The sequence below is a fragment of the Moorena sp. SIO3B2 genome, from assembly GCF_010692525.1.
GTDB lineage: Bacteria > Cyanobacteriota > Cyanobacteriia > Cyanobacteriales > Coleofasciculaceae > Moorena > Moorena producens.
This window is the reverse complement of record NZ_JAAHHE010000568.1, coordinates 1-3,083: the sequence shown is the minus strand read 5'-3', so window position 1 is coordinate 3,083 and position 3,083 is coordinate 1. Positions and strand designations below refer to the sequence as shown.

The 3,083-nt window shown below is 41.7% G+C and carries 5 protein-coding genes; 4 read left to right on the top strand and 1 reads right to left on the bottom strand.

Going from position 1 to position 3,083, the window contains the following annotated elements:
• Positions 1 to 626 (bottom strand): alkaline phosphatase family protein (locus F6K38_RS38100; protein ID WP_287360144.1); only part of this gene is annotated, 626 nt, incomplete at its 3' end.
• An 895-nt stretch (positions 627 to 1,521) separates the two neighbouring features.
• On the opposite strand from F6K38_RS38100, the gene F6K38_RS38090 reads away from it, so the two are divergent.
• The 4 genes from F6K38_RS38090 to F6K38_RS38075 form a co-directional block, all read left to right on the top strand.
• Entirely contained in the window at positions 1,522 to 1,656 is a 135-nt protein-coding gene (locus tag F6K38_RS38090) for a hypothetical protein (protein ID WP_287256807.1), read from the top strand.
• Positions 1,657 to 2,204: 548 nt separating this feature from the next.
• Positions 2,205 to 2,585 carry a hypothetical protein gene (locus F6K38_RS38085; RefSeq protein WP_008179137.1) on the top strand — a complete coding sequence of 127 codons (381 nt, stop codon included), beginning with the start codon at positions 2,205 to 2,207 and terminating at the stop codon, positions 2,583 to 2,585.
• A 126-nt stretch (positions 2,586 to 2,711) separates the two neighbouring features.
• Positions 2,712 to 2,840, top strand: a complete 129-nt coding sequence (locus tag F6K38_RS38080) for a hypothetical protein (protein WP_267871978.1) — start codon at positions 2,712 to 2,714, stop codon at positions 2,838 to 2,840.
• 12 nt (positions 2,841 to 2,852) lie between these two features.
• The coding region (locus tag F6K38_RS38075) for an SDR family oxidoreductase (RefSeq protein WP_287360143.1) at positions 2,853 to 3,083 on the top strand (231 nt) is incomplete at its 3' end.

Genomic DNA, 3,083 nt, shown 5'->3' with positions numbered 1-3,083 from the left:
GTTTTGTAGGGAACAATACTTGCCCCATCACACACCACTCGTGAAAAGGGAGAGTAAGCATAATTGTAGTGTTGAAAACAATAAGATTTAACACCATACTGTTGCAATTTTTGATAGAGAGTTTGGGTAGGGAAAAGGCTTTGCTCAGAAATGCCAGTTGTTTGCAAGGTTCCCCGTTGCTTATCACCCGCAAACGAAAACATCAACGGAGCAATAATATCATCCAACAGCGGCTCATAGTAAAACCAATGGAAGACACCACTCTCACCAACCGGAAGCCCTGAGTGAATAGTAGTCACATGAGCAGCAGTTGTAGAAGGAAACTGGGTAGTCAATTTAGAAGCGACACCTTCCACTACAAACCGCTTCAAAAATTCCGATTGTTCAACATAGTCCTGAAAAAAGCGCCACCCGAAAGCATCAACAAAAATCAGAATAACCTTATCATAGCGTTCCGGTAATTCTCCTAATACACTCCTAGGTAATCCCATGTTTCCTTGACCCGTGAGCAGATGATAGATCATCTGGGGAATCTGGGAGAAACAATAGGAGTCATAAAGGGGCTTACCAATGTTGTCATTTAGTCTAGCGTTTTCAATAGCTTTTAAGGAGTCAGAGTTAATCATAGATAGCAAGGGAACAGGGAATCGGGAATCGGGAACAGGGAACAGGGAATCGGGAGTCGGGAATCGGGAATCGGGAATCGGGGAAAAATCCTGTTTAGTTCATTACTATATGGAAACGCTATTCTATAGGATTTGTTAATCGATAATTTAAACTACTTTAAATTTAACACAACCAAAAAAAAATATCAAATTTATTTTTAAAAAAATCCTATTTATAGCGGTGGATCGCCTAATGAGGTATATAGTATTTTTTTCCTGTTCCCTGTTACAGGTTACCTGTTACCTCTTAGAGGATATCTGAAAAGTTTTTTGATACTGAATTTTGCCCCCCTAGCCCCCCAATTCTGGGGGGAACAAGAATCAATTTGCTGGTATAAATCCCCCGAGCGAGGGATTGCTCGCTCGGGGGATTTAGGGGGCTTTGATCTAGCAAATCATACTTTTCAGACAACCTCTTATAATATACAGTATTTTTTTTTTATGTTCTCTGTTTCCTGTTCCCTCAACAAAAAAAAACTTTTCCAAAACCCTTGACAATAATATTTACAATCATTACGATTATAAATATAAATAAAAAGCAAGAGGTTCACCTTATGCCTTCAAAATTACCGCCTAACTCAGATAATAATCCTGACGAGTCTTCCCCAAAAAAAATCCCTGTTCAGCATATTTTAAAGGGGTCCCGCAAGGCCATACTTAATACGATGCATACCCTGTATGTACTTCGTTACACGGAAATTTCCGACTGGACTCCTCTTCAGCCGACGGGCATTCCGGGAGAGTTCATTACAATTACCGTCAAGTACTTGATTATCCCGTAAAACCTTAAATTCCTGGGGGGTTTTCCCCCCGGCAAAACCATCGGGTCTAATCAGATAGGATCATGTCTGGATAGGTGAAAAAACTGAATGACATAGCGATGCAGCGCGGTCTTGGGGGTTTCCCCCATGAGCGACTGCATCAAGACAAGGTGAATTTTCTAGCCGTGGATAGTATTTCTGCGGCTATTTTTTTGGGGTTAGGAGGTTGAAGGTTGAAGGTTGAAGGTTGAAGGTTGAAGGTTATTTTGTTGAAGGTTGAAGGGTGAAGGTTAGGAGGTTGAAGGTTAGGAGGTTGAAGGTTAGGAGGTTAAAGGTTAAAGGTTATAAGGTTAGCAGGTTGTTCGCGTAGCGTGGCCAAAGGCCAAGCTTGTTCGCGTAGCGTGGCCGAAAGGCCAAGGTTATTAGCTTAAAAGAAATGCTTGATTTCAATTAGTAAGAATATAGCACTACGCATTAAGGTGTTTGAAATTCATAAATTCCGAAACTTAGTCATAGCTGACTTCTGACTTCTGACTTCTGACTTCTGACTTGCGCGTAGCACTATAATGCTGGGATTGGTGAGATTCTTGATATTCCCACACTTCCCTTCTTTGCTTGACAAAGTAAGAGATATTGGTTTACTATCCTAGATTAATTTTAAAAAAAATATTGAGAAAATGTTAAGGCTTTGGGGAATGTCTGCTCTGTTCGTGGTAGGTTGTTATCGCAACCTGAGACAACAAAAGTTTTAGGTTAACAATGATCATCAAATGGAGATATGATGGTGAATTTTCAGTCTATCGGGAAGAAAGTTGCTTCCTTCTTTCTTTTAGTTGCTTTGTGCTTGTCTGTTTTCGTTGCTAACCCTGCTGTAGCTCAAGCTCGTGAGCTTTATGGGGCTGTTAATTCAGATGGTCAAGTATGGTATGGTGAGGGTTTCAAAAGCCGGGAACTCGACGGAGGTATTTATCTTATACAGTTTCAAGAAGGATTTCAAAGTCTGCCAGCACCTACTGTTTCTATATATGGTTCGCCGTGGAAGACTTTCAATATGTCTGCTGCAATTGTTGAAGTCGGACCCGATTATTTGGTCGTACAAACTTCTTCTCCAGATCGTCCTGCCGATAGTGCCTTTACTTTTACGGTTATTGGCGACTAATTACATTTTGGATTCTGTAAAATCCTAGGAATCAAAGTAAGGATTCAGCGAACAGCTATCAGCTATCAGCTGATAGCTGACAATTTCAATTAGCAAGAATAATCCTGGGATTAGTGAGATTGTTGAATGCGATCGCGTAGCGTGGCCTATTGGCCATGGCTTCCCACACTTCCCGACTCCCGATTCCCGATTCCCGATTCCCGACTCCCGACTACTATATACTTATTTCCAATTCCAGTTAAGACCAAAACTTGAGGAGCAGGGGTGATGACTTCAACAGAGAAAGTACTGGTGGCGGGTGCTACAGGTGGGGTTGGACAGCTAACGGTGGCCAAGCTACTAGAGAAAGGTTTTCAGGTTAGTGTTCTGACTCGCAGTGCTGAAAAAGCTCAGGAAATGTTTGATAACCGAGTAGAGATTATAGTTGGTGATATCCGCTATCCCTCTAGGCCGTGTTTTCAAAGTTTTCCGCAAGATTTAGATCCCCCCCAACCCCCC